The following is a 23,557-nucleotide window of genomic DNA, read 5'->3' as shown; positions in this document are numbered from 1 at the left end:
CATCTCGGGGCGCAGGGTCAGGGTGTAGGAGCGCACGCCGCGGGTCACCATCGGCCCCTCGTCGAGGTCGGTGACCAGCGCGTTGAAGGGCCGGCGGAGTTTCGAATCCTCGCCGCCCCCGCCGCCGAAGCCGCCGCCTTCCTCGCCGGCGCCCTGCCGCACCTCCACCAGCACGTCGATGCGCCGCCCGATCAGCTCGGCCGGCTCCACCGCCTCGCGCTTGGCCCGAACCACCAGCTCGATGGAGAAGAGCTCGTTGACGCCCTCCACGATCGTCGCGCGCTCGGGCAGAAGCACGTCCTCGCCGAGCGGCGAGATCACCTTCAAGACGCGTCCCGCCTGGACGAAATCCGAAGCCGAGCCCGTCTCGATCCCGTCCGTCAGATCGTCCATTGCCATGCCCGCCTCCTCGTCGTCGACATGCCGGCTCTCACGGCAATCCTGGCATGTGGGAACACAATTGGTAAGTGTGTCAACGGATCGTGGCGGCAAGAGGGATGGTTCGCAAGCCTTATTGAAGCCATGCGCCATTCTTTGCCTGGCGACGCTGCCGGGCGGCTTTGCCGAGTAGCGGCGCACCTGGAGGGTTCTAAAAACCTCGCGTTTGCCGGCGTTTGATGATTCAGTGTCTCCGGTGGGGTGGAGGCACGGGAATGGGACCGAGGCGAGGCTTCTTTGATTTTGATGACCGCCTGAAGCGCCTGAGCGATCTGGGTGATCAGCTGGAGGCCTTCGGCACGGCGGTCGATTTCGAGATGTTCCGAGGCGATCTCGTTGTGGCGCTCGCTCAAATACGAATGCATCTATCTCTATGCCTTCGAGACCGGCTCCGAGGCGCGAGCCGGCATCGCGAAGTGGATGGCCTACTACAACGCCGAACGCCCCCACTCGGCCCATGGCGTGAGAACGCCCGCCGAGGTCCATGAGGGCGCCGGCTTCATCAAACTGGCGGCATGAACAACCACCTGAACCAAGCTTAACTCAGCCGCCTACCTGTTCGGGAAACCGGGACCACCTCAGGGGGAGAACATCCGCCGCGTCGCCGAGACTGCCAAGCTCTTCGTTGATGCCGGGTTGATCGTCCTGTGCTCCTTCATCTCGCCGTCCCGCGCTGAGCGGCAGTTGGCGCGCGACCTTCTCGACCCAGGTGAATTCGTCGAAATCTTCGTCGACACGCCGCTGCACGTTGCCGAGCGGCGCGTCCCAGGGGTCTTTACAAGCGCGCGCAGGCCGGCGTGATCAAGAATTTTACCGGCATCGACAGCCCCTACAAGCCGCCCGAACAGGCCCAGATCCAATTGGCCGCCGGTATCACACCAGCCGACGAACTGGCCGAGCAGGTGATCGAATACTTGAAACGCCATCGTTACGTAGACGCCTCCGGAAACTGGCGGGAATCGCTGTGATCTGATTCACTGACGACGGTTTGTTTGGAGGATCGGATGTTGGGTCAGCTTGGGTTTTGGGACGTTTCGGATCGGCTCTCGCAGCTTTCCGAGCAGGGTGATCCGCTGGAGAAGCTCGCCGCAACGGTCGATTTTGAGATGTTCCGGCCCGAACTGATCAAGGCAGTGCCGCCTGGCGATCGCAGCAAGGGCGGCAGGCCGGCTTTCGATCCGGTCCTGAAGTTTCGCATGCTGGTGCTGCAGTCGCTGAACGGTCTCTCGCTGGAGCAGACCGAGTTCCTGGTGAAGGACCGGCTGAGCTGGATGCGGTTCTGCGGCTTGGGTCCCGGCGACAGGGTTCCGGACGCCAACACGCTGTGGGCTTTTCGCGAAGCGCTGATCGCCGCCGATGCGCTTGACGCTCTGTTTGCCTGCCTCGACCAAGCGATCACCGAAGCGGGCTATCTTCCAATGTCCGGTCAGATTATCGACGCCACGCTCGTTTCGGCTCCGCGCCAGAGAAACACCGAGGACGAGAAGGCCCGGATCAAGTCCGGCGAGAGCGCCAAGGCGATCTGGAAGGATGAACCGTTCAAAGCGCGACAGAAGGATGTCGATGCGCGCTGGACCGTGAAGTTCTCGAAGGCCAGACCGGCCGAAGATGGCCAGAAGCAGCAAATCGACATTGCGATCCCGACCTTCGGCTATTTCCCTTTCCGGCCCACAGGCTACGCGCCCGTTCCCCTTCTTCGCTCTTGAGCTTATCGGCCATCCAGATCAGTGCGCCGTAGATCATGGCGCGGTCGTCACCGGTAAGGTCCACGATGCCTGCCTTGATGACGAGGCCGCCGAGTTCGATCAGATGCCGGGTGCGCTTGCGACGTTCCACCTGCCAAGTGCGCATGTCATGCCGCGCCCGCGCCGCCTGATGCCGATTGCACGCTGCCCTGTTGCGCCGGAGTGCCGTTGCTGTTGCCGTCACTTGCTTTCGCAGATCGCCGTGACTTGCTGCGAAAGAATGCCGCGCCACGCTTCGCCCATGCCTCCTTCTTTCCGGCGTCGGTGGTTTCCGTCAGCGCGACCAGCGCGCCCGCCAGCTCTTCGACGGTGAGTGCATCGGCTCCGGTGGCGACGACCAGTTCGCCGAGTTGCTGCACTTTGCGGGTTTTCAGTTCCCTGGTCTTCTCCTCCAGAGCCTTCAGTTCCGCATCATAGTCTCGTGGTTTGCGCATGGTCGCGTCCTTTCCCGGTCGCAAGTGGTTGATGGAACGATGATAGTTGTGCAGACGAGACGGCTGAACGCAGTATTTTTACCGGGACGGTCTGGCACGGCCCGGTCCATCCCGAGATTTTTTCGAGGGAGGGTGCGCTTATACGTCGTTCCGACGTGCGCTTCTTCGTGCCAATCCTCGATCGCGATGGCGATCTATCATCTTCACGTCAAAGTCATTGGCCGCAAGGCCGGGAGCAGCGCGGTGGCATCCGCCGCCTACCGCTCGGCCTCGCGGATGCGCGACGAACGCATCGACCGCGTGCAGGACTTTTCCGCCAAGCGCGGCGTCGTCCATTCCGAGGTGCTGCTGCCGGAGAACGCGCCGGAGCAATGGTCCGACCGCGAACAGCTCTGGAACGATGTCGAGGCGTTCGAGGTTCGCAAAGATGCCCAGCTTGCCCGCGAGGTGGAGTTCGCCATTCCGCGCGAGATGACCCAGGCGCAGGGCATCGAGCTTGCCCGCGATTTCGCGAAGGCCGAATTTGTGGATCATGGCATGATCGCCGACCTGAATGTGCATTGGGACATCGGCGAGGACGGGATGCCCAAACCCCATGCCCATGTCATGCTGACCATGCGCAGCGTAGACGAGAACGGGTTTGGGCAGAAGGTGCGGGACTGGAACCGCACGGATATGGTGGAACGCTGGCGGGAACGATGGGCCGAGCATGTCAATGAGCGATTGGCTGAGCTCGACATTGACGCGCGCATCGACCATCGAAGCTTTGAGGCGCAGGGCATCGGCTTGGAGCCGCAAAGCCAGATCGGCGCGCCCGCGCAGCGCATCGAGGGCGAAGGGATCGAGGCCGCCGACCGCGCGGACATGCACCGCGAAATCGCCCGCAACAACGGCGCGCGGATCATCGCTGATCCCTCCATTGCACTGGACGCGATCACGCATCAGCAATCGACCTTCACGCGGCGCGATATGGCAATGTTCGCGCATCGCCACAGCGACGGCCTCGACCAGTTCACCGAGGTGATGGGCGCGATGCGCGGTTCGCCCGATCTGGTCGAACTCGGGCAGGACGGACGCGGCGAGGATCGGTTCACCACCCGCTACATGATCGAGGCCGAACAGCGGTTGCACCGCGCGGCGGAACTCATGGCCGGGAAGGAATTGCACGAGGTCAGCGACCGGGACAGAGCGGCCGCACTTGCGCGCGCCGAACAGCGCGGCCTTGTTCTGTCCGGCGAGCAGGTCGATGCGCTGGCGCATGTCACGGAGGGGCGCGATCTTGGCATTGTCGTCGGTTATGCCGGGACGGGAAAGAGCGCCATGCTGGGCGTGGCGCGCGAGGCTTGGGAAGCGGCAGGTTTTGAGGTTCGCGGTGTTGCGCTATCCGGCATCGCCGCCGAGAATCTGGAAGGTGGATCGGGCATTGCCTCGCGCACCATCGCCAGCATGGAACATGGCTGGAAACAGGGCCGCGACATGCTCACCAGCCGCGATGTTTTGGTGATCGATGAGGCGGGCATGGTCGGCACACGCCAATTGGAACGTGTGCTGTCCCATGCCGCCGACGCGGGTGCAAAGGTGGTGCTGGTCGGTGATCCACAGCAATTGCAATCCATCGAGGCGGGCGCAGCCTTCCGCTCGATTCACGAACGTCATGGCAGTGTCGAGATTCATGAGGTTCGCCGCCAGCGCGAGGACTGGCAGCGCGACGCGACCCGTGATCTGGCGACCGGCAGGACCGGCAACGTCATTACCGCCTATGACCGTCACGGCATGGTGCATTCCGCTGAAAGCCGCGAACAGGCGCGGGGCGATCTGATCGACCGCTGGGACCGCAACCGGCAGGCAGCACCGAACAGCAGCCGGATCATCCTCACCCACACCAATGCCGAGGTGCGCGAACTCAACGAGGCAGCCCGCGACAGGATGCGGGCGGCCGGCGATCTTGGCGAGGACGTGCGCGTCACGGTCGAGCGGGGCGAACGTAGCTTTGCCGCTGGGGATCGCGTCATGTTCCTGCAGAACGAGCGCGGGCTTGGCGTGAAGAACGGCACGCTGGGTACAGTTGACGAAGTCAACCCACAGAGCATGACGGTGCACACCGATGACGGCCGCAATGTAGCCTTTGACCTCAAGGATTATGACCGCATCGACCACGGCTATGCGGCCACCATCCATAAGGCCCAGGGCATGACCGTGGACCGGACGCATGTGCTGGCGACACCGGGCCTAGACGCCCATGGCAGCTATGTTGCCCTGTCCCGCCACCGCGACGGCATCGACCTCCATTATGGTCGCGACGACTTCACCAGTCAGGACCGGCTCATTGGCACCCTTTCGCGTGACCGCGCCAAGGACATGGCATCTGACTATAAGCAGATCGGTCCGGCCCAGGACTATGCCGAGCGGCGCGGGATCACCTTCCGCGCTCGCATCGCCGAAATCGTGCGGAAGGTCGTGCCGGAAAGAAAAGTGTCGGAAGACCCTGCGGAAGCGCTGCGCCAGGCCCGCACCAAGGCGCTTATCCGCCATGCCTGTGCATCCGATGCAATTCTTGAAGCCAAACACCGTGGTCTTTCGCCATCTGCCGTGCAGCGGCAGGAGCTTGGTGCGGCACGGCGTGCATTCGATCAAGTCCGACCCCATGGCTGGCAGGATGCGGAATCGGCCTACAGCAAGGACAACAGCCTCGCACGTGAAGCCGGATCGGGGCGCATCAACCGCACCATTCAAGCGCTCCAGCTAGAAACCGAAATCCGCATCGGACGCGGGGGCGATCCGGGCAGCCGTGCCGATCGCTTCGTGGAGCGCTGGCAGAAGCTCGACCGCACCAGCCACCGCCAATACCAAGCTGGCGACATGTCCGGCTATAAAGCCACGCGGTCGGCGATGGGCGACATGGCAAAGAGCCTTCGACGCGATCCGCAGCTTGAATCCCTTCTCGCCAATCGCAAGGCTGCGCTCGGGATCAACATGGAGACAGGCCGCCGACTCGGAGCCGCCCTTGCCTTCTCTCACGGTCTCGACCTCGGAAGAGGACGAGGGATCGGACTTTGAGACTTATCCTATTTGCCGCCGTTTCTTCGCCATAGCCCTACGTCGTCTAAATATCTCTTGCAGAACGATAAATCGCTTCTCTGACTGGTCTCTGCAATCGTCAGAAACGACCAGCAGGAGGCAGCGCAGCCATGCGTCAACCAGACCGTATTATCCGCCTGAAGACCGTCCTCTCCCGGACGGGTCTATCCCGCTCCACCATTTATCGAAAGATCGCCGAAGGCACGTTCCCGGCCCAGATCAAGATCAGCGTCAACGGTGCCGGTTGGCGGGAGTCCGATATTGATCGCTGGGTCGCCAATCCTGTCGGATGGCGACCGAGAAGCGAGTTCGACTTCGATGACTTCTGATCGCAAGGGCGACGGCGGACAGGAACCCGCGAATGACAATTGCTCGCCCGATCGAAAGAACGCTGGGACCGAGCTCCATCTGTCCGGGGTGGACAAGGTGGTGTTGAGCATCGCTCGGCTGATCGGAAAACAAATGGCGCGGGAAGACTTTGAGCAAGCCATGCGTGCTGCCAATGACAATGCGCCACATGAAGGCGGCGGCGATGACGGATGACATCGTGGTCCGCCTTGCTGGGAACATTTTGCATGACCTATATTGACATCCTATGGGATGTCTCTAAATTATCTTCCATGAGGCTGGTTCTCGACACCAACGTGATCGTGGCAGCGTTCCGCAGCCGCAACGGAGCGAGCAACTTGCTGTTGCGGCTGGTTGACCAAGGCGTGGTGACGCCGCTTTGTTCGACAGCTCTGTTTCTGGAATATGAGGCCGTGCTGAGTCGAGAGGAAACTCGCAAGGCGACAGGCCACAGCCTGAAGGATGTAGCGGCGGTCATGAGCGCGCTTGCCGCCGTGTCCGAGGGCGTTGATATTTCTTTTCGCACGCGCCCCATGCTGGCCGACGCCGCGGACGAGATGGTGCTTGAGGCAGCGCTGAACGGAGAGGCCGAGGCCCTCGTGACGCATAACGTCAAGGATTTCCGCCCGGCCCTTAAGCTGGGCGTGACCGTCGCAACACCGGGAGAGATCGTTAGGAGACTGAACACATGACACAGGCCCAACGCTACAAATATCCGCTGCAACTGCCGCAGTCACTCAAGGAAACGGCGACACGTCTTGCGCAGGAGGATGGTGTATCGCTCAATCAGTGGATCATCTCAGCCGTGGCGCAGAAGATCGGAGCCGTCGAGACGGCTGACGATTTCCTGAAAGCGCGTGCTGGCACGGCGAAGCGTGGCGATCTGACGAAGCTTCTGGACCGTGCGCCGGATGTACCGCCGACGCCGGAGGATGCCGTCAAGAACTAACCGAAAGGAACTGCCATGACCCGCGCTGCGCTTTATGCCCGCTATTCCTCCGACAATCAGCGGGAGGCCTCGATAGAGGATCAATTGCGGCTGTGCCGTGAGCACGCGGAGCGTGAAGGCTGGCAGATCGTGGAGAACTATACCGACGCCGCAATTTCCGGCGCCAGCATGATCCTTCGACCAGGGATAAAGACGCTGCTCGCGGATGCGCAGGAGGGCGGCTTCGACGTGGTATTGGCCGAAGCCCTCGACAGGCTGTCTCGCGATCAGGAAGACATTGCGGCGCTTTTCAAGCGGCTTCGCTTCGCTGGCGTTCGCATCGTCACGCTGTCGGAGGGAACGGTGGACGAGCTGCATGTCGGCCTGAAAGGCACCATGAACGCTCTGTTCCTGCGTGACCTGGCTGCCAAGATCAGGCGCGGCCAGTCCGGTCGCGTCATTAATGGATACTCCGCCGGAGGCCTGTCCTACGGATATCGGGTGGTCAAGAGACTCGACGAGCGAGGAGAACCGATCCGAGGGCTCCGTGAAGTGGATGAAGAGCAGGCCAGCGTCGTTCTTCGCATCTATCAGGAATTCGCGTCGGGACGTTCCGCCCGGACCATCGCCGCTGGCCTGAACCGCGACGGCATTCCCTCACCATTCGGGCGTGAATGGGGAGCCTCCACGATCAACGGCAATCTCAAGCGCAAAAGCGGCATACTGTACAACGAGGCCTATATTGGGCTCCTGGTCTTCAATCGCGTTCAGATGGTCAAGGACCCGGAGACCGGCAAACGCATCTCCCGTCCGAACCCATCCGAACAATGGCAGGTGGTGGAAGCACCTCACCTGCGCATCGTCAGCGATGAGCTATGGAACGCCGTCCAGGCACGCAAGAAGCTCTACGGTGGGACACGGCTGCATAAGCGCAGACGGCCGAAGCATATGTTCTCCGGTCTGGTACGGTGTGGATGCTGCGGTGCGACCTACACCATCAAGTCTCAGGATCAGCTCGCCTGCACAGCGCATCGAGAACGGGGAACCTGCACGAACAACCGAACTGTTCGCGTACCCGATCTCGAACGCCGCGTGCTTGAGGGCATCAAACAACGGCTACTTGCCCCAGATGCGATTGCCGAATTCCTTACCGAGTATCATGCCGAGAGGAAGCGTCTGAACGCCAAGTTGCGGCGGGACCGCCACCAGATCGACAAACGGCTTGGCATTCTCGATAGGCAAATCTCGAATATCATCGATTCCATAGCCGATGGTGCTGCAACGGCAGGCATGAAGACCCGGCTGATCGAGATGGAGGCGGAAAAGGAGCGCCTTGCCGCCGATCTGGCTGCAATCTCGGATGCCGACAATGTGGTCGAGCTGCATCCGGCCTCGATTGAGGTCTACCGCCGCAAAATCGCCGGGTTGCAGGAGGCGCTGCATTCCAACGAAGATGACCGCCAAGACGCGGTCAATGCCATTCGTTCGCTTGTCACAAGCATCGAAGTGATGCCGCGCGACGAGCGTGGGAAATTTGATCTGACAGTCAACGGCGCATTGGCAGAGCTTCTCAACCTGCCTCGCCGCAAGCCCGGCGAACTGCCGAACACTGCAATGATGGTAGCGGAGGAGGGACTTGAACCCCCGACACGCGGATTATGATTCCGGACCGATAATCAGGAAATACAGGGCTTTCGGCCGCCTATGTCGCGTTCATGTTGCGACAACAATTCCCAAAAATGCGATTTACGCCAAAAGTCGGCTCTCCGCATCGGCCAAAGCCTGGGCTTCGTCGGCGGCCGGAAACAGGTGTCCATAGGTGTCATAGGTCATCTGGATCGAGCTATGCCCCATGCGATCCTGAACCGCCTTCGGAGACAGTTCGAGGCCGCCATCCGACTTGGCGTTGATGCACCATGAGGCATACCAATGCCGCAGCGCGTGCATCCCTGTGTATTTGGCGGCAAGGACCGCCCTGCCCTTTTCATCCACCTTGCCGGTGTCGACCGCGACCCCTGCCCTAATCATCGTCGGATGCAGACCGCGGTTGATGATGTTCGCCAGGCTCTCGACATTCCCGGCCGCGTTCGGAAAGACGAGATCAAGCCGGCTCGGCGGGCACGCCAGGCGCCATTCCTTCAGCGTGTTCACCACCATCGGCGTCAGCGGGATCGACCGTTGACCGGCCTCGCTCTTGGGCGAACCGATTTCGTTGAACCTGTCGGCGCGCTGCCGGACCTGGATCATCGGCTTGTCGAGATCGACGTCTCGCCAGGGCAGGCCGCGCAGCTCGCTTGCCCGCATCCCGGTAAAGATGGCCGTGACCAGCAAGGGCCTGTAGCGCCCCTTGGCTGCCTGCAGGATCGCGCGAACCTCTTCCCGTGTCGGAATGTCCACGCCGTACCGCAGCCGCGCTTTCTGGCGCCTCTCGGCTTTGGAGCTCCCCTTCCCTCGCCGCTTCGCCATCTCATGGACGGCGTTGCGAATGACGAGGCCGCGCTCCTGGGCGTCGGACAGGATGCTGCCGAGGCTGACGGTCACCCGCTTGACCATGGCGGCCGATCGACCTTCCTCTCGCAACTTCTCCTGAAAGGCGCGCACCGAGGGCACCGTGATCTTGTTCAGCTTCGTGGCACCGAGAAACGGATCGATGTGAAGCTCGACATGCTGGCGATATTGGTCCGTCGTCGATCGCTCCAGGCCCGCGCCTTCGCAGGTCTTCAGCCATAGCTTACCGGCTTCCTTGACCGTGATCGTGGCGCTGTCGGCGACATGCACACCCTCGCGGACCTCGACGTTGGCCGTGGCGGCGAAGGCGTCGGCTTCCTTCTTTCGTTGGAAGGTCTTCAAGCGCCGCTTGCCGGCGGCGTCGACATAGTCAGCCACCCATGCCGTCTTTTCGACGCCCTTGGTTGTCCAGGTGCGGCGGCGGACTGACATCAGTCGCCGCCTTCCGAATCATTCGGCCGAGGGAATCCCGCTTCGGCGCTGCCTCTGGTCGCCAAAGCTTTGCGAATGGCGTCCAGAAGCCCTGCAGAGAGATTCCCATCTGTCGCCGCTACAGCCTCAAGCACGGCGATCAAGCCGACCTGTTGCTCATGCATCCATTCCCAAACCCTTAGATTCTCTTCGTGCTCTTTTTGAGAGCGGCGCAGGCTCGCGAGGAGTTGCTCCGAGAGCTCAGCCCACCTCGCGAGTTCCTGCTCGCTCGCGAAGCTCTTTTCGAGGCGCGCGACGATTTCAGCCGTCATGCTCCGATGGTGCTCTTCGGCAGCCGCTTCAATGCTGGCCTTCAGATCTTCGGGGATCCTCAAGCGGAAATGCAGATCTTCTCTCGCCATGACGCACCAATGACACACGACCCTCTTGACGGATATGCCACACATATGACACACCATCAATGCCACACCGTGTGTCATAACTAACAAGAGGTTACCAACTATGACGAAAGAGACTGACGATCCCCTGAACCTCGTGTGGGGCATCAAGGCTATCGCGAAGATCATCGGGCGTACTGAGCGGCAGACCTACGCCATGTGCGATGCCGGCCACCTTCCGGCGCGCCGCGTCGGCCAGCGCTGGGTTGCTAAGCGCGAGGCGCTGGAGCGGTTCTTTGAGGAGACCGCGGCATGATCACCCCCAGCACCACCTCAACGAAAAGGCCCGGCCGGTGCTGGAACACCGCCGAGCCTGTGTTCCCAGCCAATCCCCCAAAGGAAAGCCCGATGAACGTGATGGAAGATACCACCACCACCGCCGACGTGCCACAGGCGATCGAATTCACGATCAACCGGGAGGCGCTGACGCAGATCCCTCGGTGCGAACTGCTCGCGCTGGCGTCGGCCACTCGCACGCTGCTCGAGGTCGCAAATGCCATGCAGTGCCAGCCGCGGTTTGGCAATGAGTTTGGCTACGCTAACGCCGGCGGGGAGGTGCTCGACGAGCTTGCGGTGGCGATCGGCTTCCTGCGCGACGCCGCGTTCGATGCGGCCTGCACGGGGAAAACAGCATGACCCGGCTCAAGATCATCGAGGGTCGGCGACGGCCGGATCCTCGCAAGCGCGCGATCGTGCCGGCATATTTCGTCACCACCGGCGTCGAAGTCATCAGCGTGCACGAGACGCGCGAGGAAGCCGAGGCCGCCTTGGCAGAGCTTCGGGCCAAACACGTGCCCGAGCGCCGGGTTTATGGCAACGGGAAATCCGGTAATGGCTCGACCTTCGACGAGATCATTGCGGCATTCCCTGGCTACACGGAAGGCGGCGAGGAATGAGCGGCGCCCCCACCACACCGCCCGAAGATTGCCGCCGCAATTTTGCGGGCGCGTCCGCCGAAGCCGACGGCCTGAAATCTCAGCCCGTTGACCTCGCTGCCGATTGGCTTCGCGTGACGCCGCCGGAGAAGCGCCCGCATCCGATCATCCCGCACCTGCACCGCACCTTTGGCCTATCGGCTGGCCAGGCTTGCGCGGCGATCCGCGAGGCGAGCACGATCCGAGCGAGGGCGGAATGAGCGGCGCCGACGAAGCCGGCTGCCGGAAGCTGCCGGCCATCTTCTCACCCATGCCGAACGACGCCAGCGAGGCGCCGCGACATGGAAAACGGCGGGTCACTGAGATCAAGCCAGCCGTCGTCCTACGTTGGCCGAAAACCATGACCGAGCGCCGCAAGGTGTTTCGTTGGTGGCGGTGGGTCGCCATGAGGATCCTGCGCCGAGAAAAGCTGCATTGTCGAGTGGTGGCGATCTTCGATGACGCTCTGATCTGGAACACCGGGGAGATCCACAAAACGACCGACTGGCTTTCCGATCGCTCTGGCGGCTGGGGAGAGAAGACCGTTCGCCGGGAACTCGAAGCCTATGCTGCCGCCGGAATCATCATCATCGAAAATGGCTGGAGACGGGTTCAATCGCACCTGCGCCGGACGAGGGTCATTCGGCTATCGATTCCCGCCGAATATGACGGCCCGATGCCGCCTGATGAACTCGATTTCGATGATGGGCCATCCGGTCCACGGGTGACCACATCGGAGGAGCCGGAGACTGGAGAACCATCTGGTCCACGGGTGACCACATCATCTGGTCCACGGGTGACCGAACATACGTCTAACGCAGATACAGCGCCAACCTGGAGGAGCGGTGATGCAGTTTGATCTCTTCGATCAGCCGAAGAAGCCCGTTCCGCCGAAAGGGCCGGCGACGCTCTACGCCTTCCCGCTCGCGCGGCGGAAGGGCTGCGGCCACGACATCGCCCTTCGCCTCGCGCGCAGCAGCTACGACGAAGGCCGCGCCTTCTGGCGCGCGCATGTCGCCGAGCTCCGCAAGGAGATGAAGGCGGCCGGCATCCCTCCGAAGCTGATCAGCGCCGAAATCTATCGCTACGCCGGCGAGGTCGGGCGCCAAGCAAGAATCCTTTCTGAATATGTCAACGTCCGCCCCGAGAACGTGTCGTGAGTGGACGGCCGCGACGCGACCACCGGCCGCGCAGCGGACGGACGACTGCTTGCAGTCGGGTGCGGGCGAATGGCCCGCACCGCATTGGCAGGCGCCTCTTTCCTGGAGAAGACCGAATGAATAACGGGCCAGAACTCAGCCCTGGCACCTTCGATCGCGTTACGGCTGGCAGGCCGGCCGTGAAAGTGTGGGGCGCGCCGGCCATAGCGCGCATCCTCGGCGTGTCGGTGGATACCGTCTACCAACTCGCCAAGGATCCGAAGTCGCCTGTCTACAAGCCGAGCGGCTACTTCGCCTACCGCAATGAGCTCGAGGCTTGGCTCAGGACGAAGCCCTAAGCCCAGTCCTTCTTTTGAGCGTAGCAAGCAAGGCTTATGAAAGCTGTGGGGCCGCCGATGTGGTCCAACTCGAATGAAAGCTCGTGCTTGTCCGAAAGATCGAATTGAATCCCTCCAACCCGATATTCTCTCTGAAAACGGCCTCGCACATGCCATACAGGTTCCGAAATGTCGTGGGCTGGCGCACACCGAAGCATGTAAGCCAACGCCACGAACTGATCACGTTCGCTTTCGATCGGATCCGGAAGGGAAAGGCCCCGGTCAACACGTGCTGCATCTAACGTGATCGCGGCTACCCCGTACATGATCAGGAGATGCTTGCAGCACTCTGATTGTTCGCTCTCGGTGGCGTCCAGATAAGCGCGATAAGCTCTCTCAAGCTCGCATAGCGCGTTTGAAAGGTAATTGCCCAACATCTCTCCCCATCAAAGGCGGCTTTTCTCCAGCTTTTCCTAAGAATGGCTCAGTAGCAAGAACAGGATCGCCCGCGGCATAAGCTGGGAATGCGCTGGCCGTTCACCCGCTCTGCCCCGATCGAAACGCGAGACGAGGACCTCGCCGACGAGGACAGCGTCCTAGCCGCCCTGTGGTCGGGCGCCTCGTCGGGCTCGCTTGCCATCTCCGGCCCCGAGGCGCTGCGCATCCCCGCCGTCGCCAACGCCGTCCGCGTCATCTCGGAAGCGGCCGCCACGCTCGACCTTCGCGTGATGGAGATCAAGGCCGACGGCACCGAGGAGGAGGACCGCACACACCCGATCGGCGTCATGCTGCGCGGCGACGTCAATTCCTGGACGTCCGGCTTCGACCTTATCCGCGACCTGACCGCCGACGCCCTGACCCGAGATTGGGGCGGGCTCGCCTATGTGAACCGCATCCGAGGCGAGATCCGCGAGGTGGTGCGCTATCAGCCCGCCGCGATCAGCGTCACCTATGATCCCTGGACGGGGGAACCGTCCTATCGGATCGAGGGGCAGATCATCCCCTCGACGAACGTCCTGCATGTTCGCGGTCCCTTCGACCGCTCGCCGCTGTCGCTTGCCGCTGAGGCGGTCGGCGTTGCCCGCGAGATGGAGAAGCACGCCGGCAACCTGTTCAAGCGTGGTGCCCGACCGAGCGGCGCGCTGAAGACCTCCAAAGCACCGGGCGACAAGGGCATCAAGAAGATGATCGCGGCTTGGCAGGCCGCGCACGGGGGTAGCGAGAACGCCGGCCGAACCGCCATCCTCTATGACGGGACCGAATGGCAGCAACTCTCGCTGACCAGCGTCGACAGCCAGTTCTTGGAGCTGCGCAAGTTCCAGGTGATCGAGATCGCCCGCGCGTTCCGCGTGCCGCCCTCGATGCTCTACGAGCTTGACCGGGCGACGTGGTCGAACAGCGAGCAAATGGGCCGGGAGTTCCTGACCTACACGCTGGAGCCCTGGCTCCGCGCCCTGGAGACCGCCCTCGGCCGGGCGCTGTTCTCTCGCGAGGATCGCGGTCGCTATCGTCTCAGTTTCGACCGCGACGACCTGACCCGCGCCGACCTCGGCCAGCGCGCCACGGCCATTGCCTCGCTGATTTCCTCCCGCGTGCTGAACCCCAACGAAGGCCGGGACTGGCTCGGCATGGGGCCGCGCGAGGGCGGCGACGAATACGCCAATCCCAACACCGGCAGCAACCAGCCCGGCGCCGCCGCGCCGCAGGGTGTGCAGCCGGTGCGTACCCCTGAAGACGAGAAGCCCTCGACCGATGACGCTTGACGACATCCTGGCGAATGTCGCCGATCAGGATCGCGGCCGCGAGTTCGAACTCGCCGACCCGGTGACGGGCGCGCCGACCGGCATCAAGCTTTGGGTGGTCGGGCCGGACAGCGACACCGCGAACCGGGCGCGCGTGGCGCTCTATGACGAGCTTGCCGAGCTGTCGGATAGCGACGGCAAGGTCTCGGCCGAGAGCCGGGAGAAGGCTCGGCTCAACTGTCTCGCCCGGCACGTCCTGCGTTGGGAAATAGAGGAGAACGGCGAGCCGGTGCCGTTCAATCAGCGCAACCTGATGCGGCTGTTGCGGGTGCCGTGGTGCCAAGCTCAGGTCGACGCCTTCGCCTCCGAACGCGCCGCCCATCGGGGGGATGCCTGATGGATCATCGTGACCTTGAGTTCCGGTTTGCGGTCAGCGAGGCCGGCGAGTTCGAAGGCTATGCCGTGCTGTGGGGGCAAAGGAACCTCCACAACGAAATCTATCTCCCCGGCACGTTCAAGCGCTCGCTGGCCGAGCATCGCGCCAACGGCACCTTTCCGGCGATGCATTGGGCGCACCGATCGGACCGGGTGCCGGGCGTCTGGACCGAGATCAGAGAAGACGCCAAGGGCCTCTATGTCCGGGGCAAGCTCCTGCTCGACACCACCGATGGCAAGGACATCGCGACCATCATTCGCGAGCGGGCCGCCACCGGCCTGTCGATCGGCTTCCGGGCGGCCAAGAGCCTGATGCAGCGCGGCGTTCGCATCATCCGCGATCTGGACCTCGCCGAAATCTCGGTGGTCTCCAATCCGTCCGCCAACCTTGCCCGCATTTCCGCCTATCGCCACGGCCGCCCCGTCGAGGGCGCGGCGGCCTTCGTCGACGCCTGCCGCAAGGCCCGTTGCGCCCTCGTCGTGAAAGGACACTGACCATGGATCGAGACTTCATCCTCGAAACCCGAGACGAACCGGACGATGATCCGCTGGCCGAGGCCACGCGCGCCGTCGACGATCTGCGCACCGGCTTCACCGAGTTCCGCACCAACACCGAGCAGCAGCTCGGCGGGATCGACGAAATCCGCCAGCAGCTCGCCGACCTCGAAACCCGGATGGCGCGGCCGCGCGGCCAGGGCACGCCGGGCACCGACGATGTGCCGATCGAGCGGCGCGCCTTCACCAACTTCCTGCGCGCCGGCCGCGAGGCGATGGAGGCCGAGGAGGTTCGCGCGCTGATCGTCGGCGACGATACGAAGGGAGGATACCTGGCGCCGGCCGAGTTCGTGGCCGAGGTGATCAAGGGCCTCGTCGAGGTCTCGCCGATCCGGCAGGCCGTGCGCGTGGGCTCGACCTCGTCGGGTTCCGTCATCCTGCCGAAGCTCACCGGCCGCCCGACCGCCCATTGGGTGGGCGAGGACGAAGACCGCACCGAGACGACGCAGACCTATGGGCAGCTCGAAATCCCAGTCCACGAGGCGGCCTGCTACGTCGACGTCTCCCAGCGGCTGCTCGAAGACAGCGCCGTCAACGTCGAGAGCGAGGTCTCGACGGAACTCTCGACCGAGTTCGGGCGATTGGAGAGCGCCGCCTTCGTCAACGGCGACGGCGTGAAAAAGCCGCTCGGCATCATGAACTCGGACTTGCCGGAATATCTGAACGGCCATGCGACGGTGATCCAGGCCGATTCCCTGATCACGCTCATGTACGACCTGCCGGCGCAATACCGGAACACCGGATCGTGGCTGATGAACGGCACGACGCTCGGCATCGTGCGCACGCTCAAGGGCGACGACGGCAACTATCTGTGGCAGCCGGCCTATCAGCAGGGACAGCCCTCGATACTGCTCGGCCGCCCGGTGATCGAGGACCCGGAAATGCCGGACATCGCGGCGGATGCCTTCCCGATCCTCTATGGGGCATTCGACCGCGCCTATCGGATCTACGATCGCGTGCAGCTCTCCATCCTGCGCGATCCCTACACCGTGGCCACGAAGGGCCTGGTGCGCTTTCACGCGCGCCGGCGCGTCGGCGGCGGCCCGGTGCTCACCGAGGCCCTGCGCAAGCTCAAGATGGCCACCGCCTAAGGAGAAACGCCCATGCGCGACATCGTGAACAACATCAAGGCCGTGGTGGCCGCCCCTTCGGCGACCCGCTCGGCCTCCTACACCGGCGATCCCGTCGACCTTATCGGCTTCGACAGCGCCGCCCTCGTCGTCAACACAGGTGCGGTCACCGGCTCCGGCGACATGACGGTCGCCCTGCAGGAGAGCGACACCACCACGTCGGGCGATTTTACCGACGTTGCCGCCGACCACCTGCAGGGCGACGGGCTGACCGACCCGCTGGAGGCGAACAGCACGACCAAGATCGGCTATCGCGGTTTCAAGCGGTATCTGCGCGCCGTGCTCACCTTGAACAGCGGCACCAGCGTCTCGACCGGTGCTCTGTTCATCCTGGGCAACGCCCACGACCGGCCGGTGGCGTAAGCCATGCCGTCGCGCACGCCTCGTGCTTGCGGTCTCTGTGGCGGTGTTCACGCCCACGGCGAACGCTGCCCCAAGGCCAAGGCACGGCATGACGAGCGCAAGGCGGTATCGGACAAGAAGCGACCCAACGCGCGAGCCCGCGGCTATGACCGGCAGTGGGAAGAGGCAGCCAGGGCCTTTCTCGCCCTTCCTGAGAACAGGTGGTGCGCCCGGTGCGGCGCGTCGGCCACCGTCGTCATGCACATCAAGAGCATTCGCCGACGGCCCGACCTCCGCATGGTGCGATCCAACTGGCGACCGGGCTGCCATCGCTGCAACGCCATCGAAGCCGCCGACGAGCGGCGCACATCCAAGAGGTAACCATCATGCCTGGACTGCTCTTTGCCACCGCAGGCTCGAAGCTGGAGATCGGCGCCGTACTGGCCTTCGAGGGGACCGATCTCGTCAAGTCGGACTTCGACACCGCTATGGCCGACGCCGTCGAGATCGGCGGCGCCACCAACCTCGGTTCGGCTGGCGACACCTCCAGCCTGATCACGTCAGAGCATATCGCCACCGTGCGCACCCGCAAGATGAAGGGCACGCGCGACGCCGGCTCGATGGAGATCCTTTGCGACTTCGATTACAGCGATCCCGGCCAACTCGCCCTCATCGCGGCCGAGAAGACGCCGTACTCCTACGCCTTCCGCATCACATTCAGCGACGCGCCGTCCGGCGGCACGCCCTCGGAACGCTACTTCGTGGCGCTGATCATGAAGGTCGAGGAGCAGATGAGCGAGGCCAACAACACTGTGAAGCTGGCCACGACGCTGGAGATCGACTCGAACATCGTGCGTGTCAACGCGGCGGAGGCGGCGTGATCGATCAGCCGGGGGTGGTTCCGAACTTTTGGGCCTTCCAAGGGACCGGCGCGGGCAGCAAAACGCGAAAATTCACCGAAACCGCTCTGATTTTGTGAAAGGCGACCATGGCGCTCGATGCAACGGCCCTGCGGGACCATTTGAACGGCGTTCCTGACGACGACGACGCTTTGACGCGCCTTCTCGATGCTGCGACGGCGCATGTGGAAGCGCAGCTCGGCTTCGCGATCGACGACGCAACGGAGTTCCCTGATGGCACGCCAGCGGACGTCGAGCAGGCCGTGCTGATGGTTGCGGCGCACTGGTACGAGAACCGCGAAGCCTCGCTCGTCGGTGTGTCGGCGATGGAAGTCCCCATCGGCGCGGCGGACATCATCGCCAACCACCGGAGCTATACGTATGGCTGACGACGGCGGGCTGTCCAAGCTTCAAAAGCGCTTCGCCGCGATCCCCGAGGACGTGCGAGCGGCGGCGCAGAAGTCGGCATTGAAGCAGGCCGATACAATGGCGGCGACCATGCGCCGGCTCGCGCCTGTGGACAGCGGCGACCTGAAGGAGTCGATCACCGTCACGCCCGCCGGCCAATCGACGCCGCCCTATAGCCAGCCCGGCGGTTCGTCCGTGGTGCCTGAGAATGCGGCGGCGGTCACGGTCGGCGACGATGACGTGCGCTATCCGCATCTCGTCGAATACGGCACCAAGAAGGCGCCGGCGCATCCCTTCTTCTGGCCCGCCGTGAGGTTGCATAACAAGAAGGCCAAGGCCGCCATCAAGAGCGCGATCCGCCGTGCCGTGAAGAAGCGGGGCACGTCATGAGCGCCGCCCTTGCCGTCCAGAAGGCCATTCGGGCACGCCTCGTCGAATCCGTCACAGTGACGGATTTGGTCCCCGCCGCGAACATCCTTGACCGCAACAGCCGCCCGGCGCCGGACCCGAGCATCATCATCGGCGAGGACCAGGAGGTCGACGAGGACCGCATCGCCCGCAACGTGGTGCGCGTCTACAGCACCTTGCACGTCTGGAAGAAGGAAGCCGGCCTGGTCGGCGTGAAAGCCATCGCGGGGGCGATCCGGACAGCAATCAACGGGCGCAAAATTGCGCCGGTTGACGGCTTCCACTTCGGCGACTGCTACGTTTCCTCGACCCGCTTCCTGCGCGACCCCGATGGCGAGACGGCGCATGGCGTGGTGACGATCGAGACCCTTGTGAGCGAGGTGTCCTGATGCGCGCCGGCAAGCTTGATCGCACCATCACCATTCAGAGCTACACGAACACGGTCGACGACTATGGCACGCCCGTCGAGACCTGGACGGACTTCTCGCCACCGGTGCGAGCCCAGATCGTGCAGCAATCCACCGACGAATTCCTGGCCTCCTACGGCGAGAGCGACAACTTCGCCGTGGTGTTCCGCATCCGCTGGCTGTCCGGTGTCACCACGGATCACCGTGTCGTCTATGACGGCAAGAACCTCAACATTCGCGAGACGAAGGAGATCGGCCGTCGCAAGGGCCTGGAGCTGCGCTGCGAAGAGGTGCGAAGCTGATGGCGCGCGGACGGAAGGCAGAGCTGAAGGCGGTCGACGGTGGCCTTGCTGGCGTGCCTCATGCGCCGGAGACGATACCGGCCTCGCTTCGTGGCGAGTGGGACGCGATTGCGGCCGACATGGTCGCGCGCAAGATCCTGACCACGCCGGCGCTCGGCCTTCTCGAAACCTACCTGATCGCTCGCTGGACCGTGCAGGAGGCACAGAAGACCATTGCCGAGCATGGCGTGCTGGTGAAGGCCGGCCATGGTCAGGTGAAGCCGAACCCGGCTTCCGGGCTCCTGTCGAAGGCGCTGGAGAGCGTCGCGCGTCTCGGAGCAGAGTTGGGTATCACGCCGGCCGCGCGTTCCAAGGGGCAATTCCAGGCCAAGGGAGGGCAAGCCGATGAAGGCGCGCCGGCCGACCTGGATATTTGACGGGAGCGAAATCGAAGACCCGTTCGGCCATGGTGAGCGGGCCGTCGACTTCCTGAAGCGTCTCCACCATCCGAAGAGCGAATCGAGCGCCTTCGAGCTGCCGCGCTTCTGGGAACGGATCGTCCGGCGCATCTACGGCCCGAGCTTTCCCGATGGGCGCCGGCAGGTGCAAACCGTCTTCGCGCTCCTGCCGCGTGGCGCCCGCAAGACCACGCTCGGCGCCGGCTTGGCGCTGCTCCATACAGTCGGATACCAGCGCCAGCCGAACGGCCAGGCCATGGTCGCGGCCTCGGCCGAGGAGGATGCCCGGATCGCCTATGACGAGGCGGTCGGCATCGTGAAGGAAACGCCGTGGCTCGACGGCAAGATGAAACTGAACGAGTCGACCTTCGCGCTTGCGCATCCGCGGTCGGGCGCGTGGTTCCGGGCTCTGGCATCGACCGGCAAGGGCAAGCTCGGCAAGACGCCGAACTTCGTGCTGGCCGACGAGCTGATCGCCTGGGAAGGCCAGAACGCCCGCAAGATGTGGCAGGCCCTGCGTACCGGTCTGTCCAAGGCCAAGGGCTCGCTTCTGGTGATCATCACTCAGGCTGGACGCGGACAGGAGAATCTTGCGGCCGATCTGCTCGGCTACGCCCGCAGGGTGCAGAGCGGCGACGTCATCGATCCGGGCTTTCTGCCGATCCTGTTCGAAACCGATCCGGCCGAGGAATCGAAATGGTCGGGCGACGGCGTCGAGGAGTTCGACGGCTGGCAGGACGAACGGCTCTGGCACTTCGTCAATCCCGGCCTCGACCTCGGCTATCCCGATCTCGACAACCTGCGCCAGTATGCCAGGGAGGGACGCGAGCGCCCGGCCGACCGTGACGCCTTCCGGCAGTTCCACCTCAACACGTGGAGCGACTCCAGCGCCTCGCCCTTCGTCGAGATGTCGGTCTATGACCAGGGTGCCGGCGAAGTCGATCTCGACGACAAGGAGGCTTCGCAGGAACCGTGCTGGCTCGGCGTGGACCTGTCCAGCAACACCGACCTGACGGCCGTGGTGGCGGCCTGGGGCAACCCTGACGACGGCTATGACGTCTGGCCTTGGTTCTTTTGCCCCGCCGACAATCTCCAGCGCCGCGCCGATCGTGACGATGTGCCTTATCCGCGCTGGGCCGAGGAAGGGCTGATCATCCCGACGGAGGGCAACATCGTCGATTTCCGATCCGTCGAGGATCACATTCGCGAGCTGTGCGCCCGGTTCAACGTGGCCGAGATCGCCTTCGACCCGCACCTTGCCAGAGTGATGATGGCGAACCTTGCCGAGGACGGATTCCCCGCCGTCGAGATGCGCCAGGGTTGGGTCACCATGGCGCCGGCGAACAAGGAGCTGGAGCGCACCATCGTCGGACGGAAGTTCCGGCACGGCGGGCACCCGATCCTGCGATGGCACTTCGACAACATCGCTGTCGAGAAGGACAAGGCCGGGAACATCTCTTTTCACAAGGGCAAGAGTCGGGACCGCATCGACGGTTCGGTGGCGTGCGCCATGGCGGTCGGACGGGCGATGGCGGGCGAAAGCAACCGGTCAAGCTACGACGACGCCGACGACGATATCGATAGCTGGGCCTACGCATAGGTGAACCATGGCAGAGACTGAAAACGAACAGCTTTTCGTTCTCGTCGAGGCGAGAATCAAGGACCTCGAAAGGAACATGGCCAAGGCCAGCGCCACCACCGGGCGCGAGTTCGGCAAGATGCGCCGGTCGAGCAAGAGCGCGACCGCGGCCATGGAACGCGACATGGCCCGGTCGACCGCCCGCATCAACCAGGCGCTGGCGTCGGTCTCTGGCCGGATCGGGGCACTCAGCAGTGCGACCGGGACGGCGGCGTTTGCCGGCCTGAAAACAGGGGCACTCGCCACCCTGGCGCCAATCCTCGGCGTGTCGGCCGCGATCGGCAAGGCCAAGGAGGCAATGTCGGATTTCGACAAGATCGCGAAGACGGCCAAGGCGGCGGGGCTCGACGGCGAGTTCTATCAAGAATTCGCGTTCGGCGCCGGTCTCGCTGGCGTCTCGGTCGGTGAACTCGACAGCGCCTTGCTACTGTTCATCAAGAACAGTGCGCAGGCCGCGAACAATCAGGGCGAGCTCTATTCTAAGCTCAAAGCCAGCAACCCAGAGCTTTTGAAGGCGATCCAGAACGCCGGCAGTCAGCAAGAGCGGCTTCGGTTGCTGGCCGACGCTATCGACAAGGCCAAGTCGTCGACCGAAAAGGCGAACATCGCCACGGCCGCGTTCGGCCGCAACGGCGCCAAGATGGTCAATGTGTTCGATGGCGGCTCGGCGGCGATGGACCGCACGGCGGCGCGGGCGCGCGAGCTCGGCCTCGTCGTCGACAACGACCTTCTCGCCCGGGCCGAAGATCTCAACGACGAGTTCTCCATCGCCTCCCAGGTGCTCGACCTCCAGTTCAAGCAGGTGTTGATCAACCTGATGCCGTATATCACCGACACGGCGACGGCGGCGGGCGAGCTCGCCAAGGCGATCAATTCCATCACGACCGCCATCGGCAACCTGCCGAGCACCGATATCAGCGGCTGGATACGCAGCAAGGCCGCCGCGCTCGGCATTCCCGATCTGTCGCAGACCGCCTTCGCCAAGGCCATCGGCGCCAAGTCTCTCGGCGAGGCGCGGATCGGCGCCCAATTCTCGGCGACGTCCGGCAGCGGCAGCGGCAACGACGCCCAGGACGAAGCGATCCGCCGGGCCCTGGGTGTCGAGAGCGGCGAGACCACGGCGCTGCCGGCCGTCACCGTCACGGCGCCCCGATCGGCGAGCGCGACACCGGCCTCGCGTGCACGATCGGCGGTCGGGCGGGGCGAGGCCGCGCTCAACGACTACCAGCGCGAGATCGAATCCATCAAGGAGCGGACCGCCGCTCTCCAGACTGAGACGGCGGCGCAGGCCCAGCTCGATCCCCTGGCCGACGACTACGCCACCGCCCTGGAGAAGGTGAGGACGAAGCAGGAGTTGCTCAACGCGGCGCACCAGGCCGGCATCGAGATCACGCCCGACGTGGCCGCGAACATCGAAAAGCTCGCCGACGCCTACGCGACAGCTTCCACGGCGGCTGACAAGCTGGACGAAAGCCAGCAGAAGGCCCAGCAGTCCGCTGAGGAGATGGCCGGATTCGAGAAGGACACGTTGAAAGGTTTCATCACCGACCTCGAAAACGGATCGAGCGCCGGCGAGGCGTTCGCCAACGCGCTTCAGAAGATCGCCGACAAGATGCTCGACTCGGCGCTCGACAGTCTGTTCGCATCATCGGGCTCCAGCGCGGCGAGCGGGGCTTCCGGGACTGGTCTGACTTCGACCATCGGAACGCTGCTCTCCTCGTTTCTCGGCTTCGACAGCGGCGGCTACACCGGGAGCGGGGGCAAGCACCAGCCCGCCGGCATCGTCCACAAAGGTGAATATGTAATTGACGCTGACACGACAAAACGCATTGGCGTGGGCAACCTCGATGCCTTGCGCGGCTATGCCAGTGGCGGCTTTGTTGGCGAGCCGGTCCGGGCGGCGTCCGCGTCCAGCGGCGGTTCCGGTTCATCGTCCAAGGAATCGCAAAAGGCGCAGAAGGTCGACCTCAACGTCAACGTCGCGGGCGCGAACGGCGACAAGCAAATCGAGGCCATGGTGAAACAGGGCGTCCAGGCCGGACTGGCGCAGTATGACGGCCACCTCGGCAAGACCATCGGCCATAAGCTCGCGAACTACCAGTCGAGGAATTGAT

The 23,557-nt window shown here is 63.7% G+C and carries 31 protein-coding genes and 3 pseudogenes; 29 read left to right on the top strand and 5 right to left on the bottom strand.

Annotated features, from left to right (window positions below; translation table 11 throughout):
- Positions 1-399 (bottom strand): contractile injection system protein, VgrG/Pvc8 family (locus SMD10_RS09700; RefSeq protein WP_432757214.1); only part of this gene is annotated, 399 nt, incomplete at its 3' end.
- Positions 400-774: 375 nt separating this feature from the next.
- Between SMD10_RS09700 and SMD10_RS09695 the strand changes: the two are divergent.
- The 3 pseudogenes from SMD10_RS09695 to SMD10_RS09680 all read left to right on the top strand — a co-directional run.
- Positions 775-957: pseudogene (locus SMD10_RS09695) on the top strand (integrase core domain-containing protein); the annotation flags it as partial.
- 66 nt (positions 958-1,023) lie between these two features.
- Positions 1,024-1,406 (top strand): annotated as a pseudogene (locus SMD10_RS25580) (adenylyl-sulfate kinase); the annotation flags it as partial.
- 36 nt (positions 1,407-1,442) lie between these two features.
- Positions 1,443-2,093: pseudogene (locus SMD10_RS09680) on the top strand (transposase); the annotation flags it as partial.
- Here SMD10_RS09680 and SMD10_RS09675 read toward each other — a convergent pair.
- Positions 1,978-2,289 carry a conjugal transfer protein TraD gene (locus SMD10_RS09675; RefSeq protein ID WP_331685479.1) on the bottom strand — a complete coding sequence of 104 codons (312 nt, stop codon included), beginning with the start codon at positions 2,287-2,289 and terminating at the stop codon, positions 1,978-1,980. The pseudogene SMD10_RS09680 and the gene SMD10_RS09675 sit on opposite strands and share 116 nt — an antisense overlap.
- A 1-nt stretch (position 2,290) precedes the next feature.
- Entirely contained in the window at positions 2,291-2,617 is a 327-nt protein-coding gene (locus SMD10_RS09670) for a conjugal transfer protein TraD (RefSeq protein WP_331685478.1), read from the bottom strand.
- 186 nt (positions 2,618-2,803) lie between these two features.
- On the opposite strand from SMD10_RS09670, the gene traA reads away from it, so the two are divergent.
- The 6 genes from traA to SMD10_RS09640 all read left to right on the top strand — a co-directional run bounded on the left by traA (position 2,804) and on the right by SMD10_RS09640 (position 8,633).
- Positions 2,804-5,674 (top strand): Ti-type conjugative transfer relaxase TraA, encoded by a 2,871-nt coding sequence (gene traA / locus SMD10_RS09665; RefSeq protein WP_331685477.1) that lies wholly within the window; start codon positions 2,804-2,806, stop codon positions 5,672-5,674.
- 131 nt (positions 5,675-5,805) lie between these two features.
- Positions 5,806-6,024 carry a helix-turn-helix transcriptional regulator gene (locus SMD10_RS09660; protein ID WP_331685476.1) on the top strand — a complete coding sequence of 73 codons (219 nt, stop codon included), beginning with the start codon at positions 5,806-5,808 and terminating at the stop codon, positions 6,022-6,024.
- A complete protein-coding gene (locus SMD10_RS09655) occupies positions 6,014-6,238 on the top strand; it encodes a hypothetical protein (protein WP_331685475.1) in 225 nt (74 codons plus the stop codon). The genes SMD10_RS09660 and SMD10_RS09655 overlap by 11 nt, the downstream gene beginning before the upstream one ends.
- Positions 6,239-6,270: 32 nt before the next feature.
- Positions 6,271-6,735, top strand: a complete 465-nt coding sequence (locus tag SMD10_RS09650) for a putative toxin-antitoxin system toxin component, PIN family (RefSeq protein ID WP_331685474.1) — start codon at positions 6,271-6,273, stop codon at positions 6,733-6,735.
- Positions 6,732-6,992, top strand: coding sequence for a toxin-antitoxin system HicB family antitoxin (locus tag SMD10_RS09645; RefSeq protein ID WP_331685473.1), 261 nt, complete (start codon positions 6,732-6,734; stop codon positions 6,990-6,992). The genes SMD10_RS09650 and SMD10_RS09645 overlap by 4 nt, the downstream gene beginning before the upstream one ends.
- A 15-nt stretch (positions 6,993-7,007) precedes the next feature.
- Positions 7,008-8,633, top strand: a complete 1,626-nt coding sequence (locus SMD10_RS09640) for a recombinase family protein (RefSeq protein ID WP_331685472.1) — start codon at positions 7,008-7,010, stop codon at positions 8,631-8,633.
- Positions 8,634-8,717: 84 nt separating this feature from the next.
- On the opposite strand, the gene SMD10_RS09635 is transcribed toward SMD10_RS09640, so the two are convergent.
- On the bottom strand, positions 8,718-9,911 hold the full coding sequence (locus SMD10_RS09635; RefSeq protein WP_331685471.1) for a tyrosine-type recombinase/integrase: 1,194 nt from the start codon (positions 9,909-9,911) through the stop codon (positions 8,718-8,720).
- The gene (locus SMD10_RS09630; RefSeq protein ID WP_331685470.1) at positions 9,911-10,312 is read right to left on the bottom strand and encodes an Arc family DNA-binding protein; all 402 of its coding nucleotides are present in this window, start codon (positions 10,310-10,312) and stop codon (positions 9,911-9,913) included. Before SMD10_RS09630 ends, SMD10_RS09635 begins: the two co-directional genes overlap by 1 nt.
- Positions 10,313-10,412: 100 nt before the next feature.
- Between SMD10_RS09630 and SMD10_RS09625 the strand changes: the two genes are divergently transcribed.
- The 20 genes from SMD10_RS09625 (at position 10,413) to SMD10_RS09530 (ending at position 23,556) form a co-directional block, all read left to right on the top strand.
- A complete protein-coding gene (locus SMD10_RS09625) occupies positions 10,413-10,604 on the top strand; it encodes a helix-turn-helix domain-containing protein (protein ID WP_331685469.1) in 192 nt (63 codons plus the stop codon).
- Positions 10,601-10,984, top strand: coding sequence for a hypothetical protein (locus SMD10_RS09620; protein ID WP_331685468.1), 384 nt, complete (start codon positions 10,601-10,603; stop codon positions 10,982-10,984). The genes SMD10_RS09625 and SMD10_RS09620 overlap by 4 nt, the downstream gene beginning before the upstream one ends.
- Complete coding sequence (locus tag SMD10_RS09615) at positions 10,981-11,244, top strand: hypothetical protein (RefSeq protein WP_331685467.1); 264 nt, start codon at positions 10,981-10,983, stop codon at positions 11,242-11,244. Before SMD10_RS09620 ends, SMD10_RS09615 begins: the two co-directional genes overlap by 4 nt.
- Entirely contained in the window at positions 11,241-11,483 is a 243-nt protein-coding gene (locus SMD10_RS09610; protein ID WP_331685466.1) for a hypothetical protein, read from the top strand. Before SMD10_RS09615 ends, SMD10_RS09610 begins: the two co-directional genes overlap by 4 nt.
- Positions 11,480-12,121 (top strand): hypothetical protein, encoded by a 642-nt coding sequence (locus SMD10_RS09605; protein WP_331685464.1) that lies wholly within the window; start codon positions 11,480-11,482, stop codon positions 12,119-12,121. The genes SMD10_RS09610 and SMD10_RS09605 overlap by 4 nt, the downstream gene beginning before the upstream one ends.
- Positions 12,111-12,422 carry a DUF6074 family protein gene (locus tag SMD10_RS09600; protein ID WP_331685463.1) on the top strand — a complete coding sequence of 104 codons (312 nt, stop codon included), beginning with the start codon at positions 12,111-12,113 and terminating at the stop codon, positions 12,420-12,422. Before SMD10_RS09605 ends, SMD10_RS09600 begins: the two co-directional genes overlap by 11 nt.
- A gap of 116 nt (positions 12,423-12,538) precedes the next feature.
- Positions 12,539-12,760 (top strand): MerR family transcriptional regulator, encoded by a 222-nt coding sequence (locus tag SMD10_RS09595; protein WP_331685462.1) that lies wholly within the window; start codon positions 12,539-12,541, stop codon positions 12,758-12,760.
- Positions 12,761-13,263: 503 nt separating this feature from the next.
- Positions 13,264-14,502: a phage portal protein gene (locus SMD10_RS09590; protein ID WP_331685461.1), complete on the top strand. Its 1,239-nt coding sequence runs from the start codon at positions 13,264-13,266 to the stop codon at positions 14,500-14,502.
- A complete protein-coding gene (locus SMD10_RS09585) occupies positions 14,492-14,878 on the top strand; it encodes a hypothetical protein (RefSeq protein WP_331685460.1) in 387 nt (128 codons plus the stop codon). The genes SMD10_RS09590 and SMD10_RS09585 overlap by 11 nt, the downstream gene beginning before the upstream one ends.
- Positions 14,878-15,411, top strand: coding sequence for an HK97 family phage prohead protease (locus tag SMD10_RS09580; protein WP_331685459.1), 534 nt, complete (start codon positions 14,878-14,880; stop codon positions 15,409-15,411). Before SMD10_RS09585 ends, SMD10_RS09580 begins: the two co-directional genes overlap by 1 nt.
- Before the next feature lie 2 nt (positions 15,412-15,413).
- Entirely contained in the window at positions 15,414-16,562 is a 1,149-nt protein-coding gene (locus tag SMD10_RS09575) for a phage major capsid protein (protein ID WP_331685458.1), read from the top strand.
- A gap of 12 nt (positions 16,563-16,574) precedes the next feature.
- A complete protein-coding gene (locus tag SMD10_RS09570; RefSeq protein WP_331685457.1) occupies positions 16,575-16,964 on the top strand; it encodes a hypothetical protein in 390 nt (129 codons plus the stop codon).
- A 365-nt stretch (positions 16,965-17,329) separates the two neighbouring features.
- Positions 17,330-17,824, top strand: coding sequence for a hypothetical protein (locus SMD10_RS09565; protein ID WP_331685456.1), 495 nt, complete (start codon positions 17,330-17,332; stop codon positions 17,822-17,824).
- A gap of 107 nt (positions 17,825-17,931) precedes the next feature.
- Positions 17,932-18,231, top strand: coding sequence for a head-tail connector protein (locus SMD10_RS09560; RefSeq protein ID WP_331685455.1), 300 nt, complete (start codon positions 17,932-17,934; stop codon positions 18,229-18,231).
- On the top strand, positions 18,224-18,640 hold the full coding sequence (locus SMD10_RS09555) for an HK97-gp10 family putative phage morphogenesis protein (RefSeq protein ID WP_331685454.1): 417 nt from the start codon (positions 18,224-18,226) through the stop codon (positions 18,638-18,640). Before SMD10_RS09560 ends, SMD10_RS09555 begins: the two co-directional genes overlap by 8 nt.
- Entirely contained in the window at positions 18,637-19,047 is a 411-nt protein-coding gene (locus tag SMD10_RS09550) for a DUF3168 domain-containing protein (RefSeq protein WP_331685452.1), read from the top strand. The genes SMD10_RS09555 and SMD10_RS09550 overlap by 4 nt, the downstream gene beginning before the upstream one ends.
- Positions 19,047-19,367, top strand: a complete 321-nt coding sequence (locus tag SMD10_RS09545; RefSeq protein WP_331685451.1) for a phage head closure protein — start codon at positions 19,047-19,049, stop codon at positions 19,365-19,367. The genes SMD10_RS09550 and SMD10_RS09545 overlap by 1 nt, the downstream gene beginning before the upstream one ends.
- Complete coding sequence (locus SMD10_RS09540) at positions 19,367-19,783, top strand: phage terminase small subunit P27 family (protein ID WP_331685450.1); 417 nt, start codon at positions 19,367-19,369, stop codon at positions 19,781-19,783. Before SMD10_RS09545 ends, SMD10_RS09540 begins: the two co-directional genes overlap by 1 nt.
- A complete protein-coding gene (locus SMD10_RS09535) occupies positions 19,752-21,404 on the top strand; it encodes a terminase large subunit (protein WP_331685449.1) in 1,653 nt (550 codons plus the stop codon). Before SMD10_RS09540 ends, SMD10_RS09535 begins: the two co-directional genes overlap by 32 nt.
- A 7-nt stretch (positions 21,405-21,411) precedes the next feature.
- The gene (locus tag SMD10_RS09530; RefSeq protein WP_331685448.1) at positions 21,412-23,556 is read left to right on the top strand and encodes a phage tail tape measure protein; all 2,145 of its coding nucleotides are present in this window, start codon (positions 21,412-21,414) and stop codon (positions 23,554-23,556) included.
- Position 23,557: the final 1 nt, after the last annotated feature.

Origin of the sequence: Consotaella aegiceratis (genome assembly GCF_036541425.1) — a bacterium.
In the GTDB taxonomy this organism is placed as follows: domain Bacteria; phylum Pseudomonadota; class Alphaproteobacteria; order Rhizobiales; family Rhizobiaceae; genus Consotaella; species Consotaella aegiceratis.
Note: the sequence above shows the minus strand (reverse complement) of the source record. Positions and strands in the feature narration are given on the sequence as shown.

What these genes read in the sequence shown, in the direction of transcription:
- SMD10_RS09560 (WP_331685455.1), top strand. Translation starts at nt 17,932, where the DNA reads ATGGCGCTCGATGCAACGGCCCTGCGGGACCATTTGAACGGCGTTCCT.
- SMD10_RS09555 (WP_331685454.1), top strand. Translation starts at nt 18,224, where the DNA reads ATGGCTGACGACGGCGGGCTGTCCAAGCTTCAAAAGCGCTTCGCCGCG.
- SMD10_RS09600 (WP_331685463.1), top strand. Translation starts at nt 12,111, where the DNA reads ATGCAGTTTGATCTCTTCGATCAGCCGAAGAAGCCCGTTCCGCCGAAA.
- SMD10_RS09540 (WP_331685450.1), top strand. Translation starts at nt 19,367, where the DNA reads ATGGCGCGCGGACGGAAGGCAGAGCTGAAGGCGGTCGACGGTGGCCTT.
- SMD10_RS09675 (WP_331685479.1), bottom strand. Translation starts at nt 2,289, where the DNA reads ATGCGCACTTGGCAGGTGGAACGTCGCAAGCGCACCCGGCATCTGATC.
- SMD10_RS09530 (WP_331685448.1), top strand. Translation starts at nt 21,412, where the DNA reads ATGGCAGAGACTGAAAACGAACAGCTTTTCGTTCTCGTCGAGGCGAGA.
- SMD10_RS09590 (WP_331685461.1), top strand. Translation starts at nt 13,264, where the DNA reads ATGCGCTGGCCGTTCACCCGCTCTGCCCCGATCGAAACGCGAGACGAG.
- SMD10_RS09630 (WP_331685470.1), bottom strand. Translation starts at nt 10,312, where the DNA reads ATGGCGAGAGAAGATCTGCATTTCCGCTTGAGGATCCCCGAAGATCTG.
- SMD10_RS09635 (WP_331685471.1), bottom strand. Translation starts at nt 9,911, where the DNA reads ATGTCAGTCCGCCGCCGCACCTGGACAACCAAGGGCGTCGAAAAGACG.
- SMD10_RS09610 (WP_331685466.1), top strand. Translation starts at nt 11,241, where the DNA reads ATGAGCGGCGCCCCCACCACACCGCCCGAAGATTGCCGCCGCAATTTT.
- SMD10_RS09595 (WP_331685462.1), top strand. Translation starts at nt 12,539, where the DNA reads ATGAATAACGGGCCAGAACTCAGCCCTGGCACCTTCGATCGCGTTACG.
- SMD10_RS09645 (WP_331685473.1), top strand. Translation starts at nt 6,732, where the DNA reads ATGACACAGGCCCAACGCTACAAATATCCGCTGCAACTGCCGCAGTCA.
- SMD10_RS09615 (WP_331685467.1), top strand. Translation starts at nt 10,981, where the DNA reads ATGACCCGGCTCAAGATCATCGAGGGTCGGCGACGGCCGGATCCTCGC.
- SMD10_RS09660 (WP_331685476.1), top strand. Translation starts at nt 5,806, where the DNA reads ATGCGTCAACCAGACCGTATTATCCGCCTGAAGACCGTCCTCTCCCGG.
- SMD10_RS09570 (WP_331685457.1), top strand. Translation starts at nt 16,575, where the DNA reads ATGCGCGACATCGTGAACAACATCAAGGCCGTGGTGGCCGCCCCTTCG.
- SMD10_RS09655 (WP_331685475.1), top strand. Translation starts at nt 6,014, where the DNA reads ATGACTTCTGATCGCAAGGGCGACGGCGGACAGGAACCCGCGAATGAC.
- SMD10_RS09580 (WP_331685459.1), top strand. Translation starts at nt 14,878, where the DNA reads ATGGATCATCGTGACCTTGAGTTCCGGTTTGCGGTCAGCGAGGCCGGC.
- SMD10_RS09550 (WP_331685452.1), top strand. Translation starts at nt 18,637, where the DNA reads ATGAGCGCCGCCCTTGCCGTCCAGAAGGCCATTCGGGCACGCCTCGTC.
- SMD10_RS09650 (WP_331685474.1), top strand. Translation starts at nt 6,271, where the DNA reads ATGACCTATATTGACATCCTATGGGATGTCTCTAAATTATCTTCCATG.
- traA (WP_331685477.1), top strand. Translation starts at nt 2,804, where the DNA reads ATGGCGATCTATCATCTTCACGTCAAAGTCATTGGCCGCAAGGCCGGG.
- SMD10_RS09585 (WP_331685460.1), top strand. Translation starts at nt 14,492, where the DNA reads ATGACGCTTGACGACATCCTGGCGAATGTCGCCGATCAGGATCGCGGC.
- SMD10_RS09565 (WP_331685456.1), top strand. Translation starts at nt 17,330, where the DNA reads ATGCCTGGACTGCTCTTTGCCACCGCAGGCTCGAAGCTGGAGATCGGC.
- SMD10_RS09640 (WP_331685472.1), top strand. Translation starts at nt 7,008, where the DNA reads ATGACCCGCGCTGCGCTTTATGCCCGCTATTCCTCCGACAATCAGCGG.
- SMD10_RS09670 (WP_331685478.1), bottom strand. Translation starts at nt 2,617, where the DNA reads ATGCGCAAACCACGAGACTATGATGCGGAACTGAAGGCTCTGGAGGAG.
- SMD10_RS09605 (WP_331685464.1), top strand. Translation starts at nt 11,480, where the DNA reads ATGAGCGGCGCCGACGAAGCCGGCTGCCGGAAGCTGCCGGCCATCTTC.
- SMD10_RS09625 (WP_331685469.1), top strand. Translation starts at nt 10,413, where the DNA reads ATGACGAAAGAGACTGACGATCCCCTGAACCTCGTGTGGGGCATCAAG.
- SMD10_RS09545 (WP_331685451.1), top strand. Translation starts at nt 19,047, where the DNA reads ATGCGCGCCGGCAAGCTTGATCGCACCATCACCATTCAGAGCTACACG.
- SMD10_RS09620 (WP_331685468.1), top strand. Translation starts at nt 10,601, where the DNA reads ATGATCACCCCCAGCACCACCTCAACGAAAAGGCCCGGCCGGTGCTGG.
- SMD10_RS09575 (WP_331685458.1), top strand. Translation starts at nt 15,414, where the DNA reads ATGGATCGAGACTTCATCCTCGAAACCCGAGACGAACCGGACGATGAT.
- SMD10_RS09535 (WP_331685449.1), top strand. Translation starts at nt 19,752, where the DNA reads ATGAAGGCGCGCCGGCCGACCTGGATATTTGACGGGAGCGAAATCGAA.